This is a genomic window from Bordetella petrii (genome assembly GCF_020991325.1).
GTDB lineage: Bacteria > Pseudomonadota > Gammaproteobacteria > Burkholderiales > Burkholderiaceae_B > Bordetella_A > Bordetella_A petrii_E.
In genome coordinates this window covers 1-2,222 of sequence record NZ_JAJMLX010000443.1, presented here as the reverse complement: position 1 = coordinate 2,222, position 2,222 = coordinate 1, and the positions used below count along the sequence as shown (strand labels likewise).

2 protein-coding genes and 1 pseudogene are annotated in these 2,222 nt (G+C 68.9%); 1 reads left to right on the top strand and 2 read right to left on the bottom strand.

The features are described 5' to 3' along the window. Positions 1-78: 78 nt before the first annotated feature. Positions 79-444 (top strand): annotated as a pseudogene (locus tag LPZ50_RS25485) (acyl-CoA thioesterase); the annotation flags it as partial. Positions 445-540: 96 nt separating this feature from the next. Here LPZ50_RS25485 and LPZ50_RS24290 read toward each other — a convergent pair. Continuing rightward, positions 541-984 carry a DNA polymerase III subunit chi gene (locus LPZ50_RS24290; protein ID WP_230665409.1) on the bottom strand — a complete coding sequence of 148 codons (444 nt, stop codon included), beginning with the start codon at positions 982-984 and terminating at the stop codon, positions 541-543. 16 nt (positions 985-1,000) lie between these two features. Continuing rightward, a partial coding sequence (locus LPZ50_RS24285; RefSeq protein ID WP_230665408.1) for a leucyl aminopeptidase occupies positions 1,001-2,222 on the bottom strand: 1,222 nt, incomplete at its 5' end.

The following is a 2,222-nucleotide window of genomic DNA, read 5'->3' as shown; positions in this document are numbered from 1 at the left end:
CATCGCAGCGCTCGTCGAGGAATTCGGTATTCCTCCGGGCCTGCCTTTTCTGAAGCCCTGTGAGAGAAGAGAGGCGTCATGCCGCGCTGGGTTGAAACGGTTTCCGCCATCGAGGGCTGGAACCACATCGATACAACCGCCCGCGTCCGCTGGGGCGAATGCGATGTGCAGGGCCACGCCTACTACGCCAGCTACGTCCCCTGGTTCGACCTGGGACGTGAGGCGTTCGCCCTGGCCGTGGGCGTCGACTTCTGGAACTACACCATCACCACGACGAACTTCCGGGCGCGCTTCCACGAGCCCGCCAAGTACCTGGACGACCTCACCATCCGGACCTGGGCCGTGACCCCGAGGCGCCACCTCGAGTGCCACTACGAGATCTACCGCACGAACGGCGGACGCCTCCTGGCCGAAGCCCACTCGGTGCACTCGCTCGTCGACCCCGCCACCGGCCGGCGCCAGCGTGGGCTCGGCCCGCTGGGTCAGGGTGGGAATGCCGGGGTCGGTATATTGGGGCATGGGGGCTCCGGGAAAGGCCGCTTACGCCGCGCGGCCTGCCAGGTTGTGGCTGTGCGTCGCATGGCCGGCGGCCTGGTACACCCGCCAGCGCTGGCGGGCCGCCTGGCGGTCGGCGGGGTCGTCGGAGACGATCTCCAGTATCCGCGCGAAGCCATCGTAGCCCGGCGGGCAGTCGTCGTCGAGGTTCAGCAGCCAGCATTCCCCCAGGTTGCCGGCCGGCGCGGCCTGGGGGGCGGCGGCGGTCAGGATGACCGGGGTATCGGCCGCCAGCGGATCGGTGGCCAGCACATGAGGAACAAACGAAGTGTCGTCGAAGGCCCAGAGCATGCGGTCGAAGGCGGACAGGCGCGTTCCGTCGGCACAATACACCACCAGCCTCTGGCCCGCCTGGTAGCGCTTGCGGGCGGCCTGGCAGGCGGCCCGCAAGCGGTCGGAAGCGCCAAAGGCGAAGTCGATGCGCGTCATGCGGGGCGGGCGCGGGTCAGGCCTGATCGAGCAGGTATTGCATCAGCAGCGGCACGGGACGGCCGGTGGCCCCTTTGTCTTTGCCGCTGCGCCACGCCGTGCCGGCGATGTCCAGGTGCGCCCAGGGGTAAGCCTTGGCAAAGCGCGACAGGAAGCACGCCGCCGTGACCGCGCCGGCCGGGGGGCCGCCGATATTGGCGATGTCGGCGAAGTTGGACTTGAGCTGGTCCTGGTAGGCGTCGTCCATGGGCATGCGCCAGGCGGTGTCCAGCGCCTGCCTGCCGGCCGACAGCAGGGATTCGGCCAGGGCGTCGTCCTGCGAGAACAGGCCGGTGTTGACATGGCCCAGCGCCACCACGCAGGCACCGGTGAGCGTAGCGATGTCGATGACGGCCGAGGGCTTGAAGCGTTCGGCGTAGGTCAGGGCATCGCACAGCACCAAGCGGCCCTCGGCGTCGGTGTTCAGGATCTCGATGGTCTGGCCCGACATGCTGGTGACGACGTCGCCGGGCTTGTTGGCCTTGCCGCTGGGCAGGTTCTCGCAGGCGGCGACCAGGCCGACCACGTCCATGGGCAGTTCCAGTTCGGCCAGCGCCCGGAAGGTGCCCAGCACGCTGGCGGCTCCGCACATGTCGTACTTCATTTCGTCCATGGTGGCGGCGGGCTTGAGCGAAATGCCGCCGGCGTCGAAGGTGATGCCCTTGCCCACCAGCACCACCGGGCCGGCCTTGGCTTTCTTGGCGGGCTTGCCGCTGTGGCGCAGCACGATGAAGCGCAGGGGCTCGTCAGAGCCGCGGGCCACCGACAGGAACGAGCCCATGCCCAGCGCCTCGACCTGTTTGCGGTCCAGCACTTCGACCTTCAGCGATTTGAATTCGCGCGCCAGTTTCTTGGCCGTGTCGCCCAGGTAGGTGGGGGTACACACGTTGCCGGGCAGGTTGCCCAGCGTGCGGGTGAGTTCCATGCCGTGCGCGATGGCACCGCCTTCGCGCAGGCCTTGCTGGGCTGCCGCCGCGTCGGCGCGGTCTACCACTTGCACGATTTTCTTGAGCTTGGGACGGGCGTCGCGGTCGGGTTTGCCGAACGTGGCGTCGTAGTGATAGGTGGCCGCGCCGCCGGCAATGGCGGCCGCGCGGGCGCGGGCCCGCACGCCTATATCGGCAATGGGGTTGGCGGCCAGGGTGGAAACGGCTTCGGCGATGCGGGCCGCCACGCAGGCCGCTGCAAAGCCCTGTTCG

Coding starts and splice junctions, on each gene's coding strand:
- LPZ50_RS24290 (WP_230665409.1), bottom strand. CDS start 984: ATGACGCGCATCGACTTCGCCTTTGGCGCTTCCGACCGCTTGCGGGCC.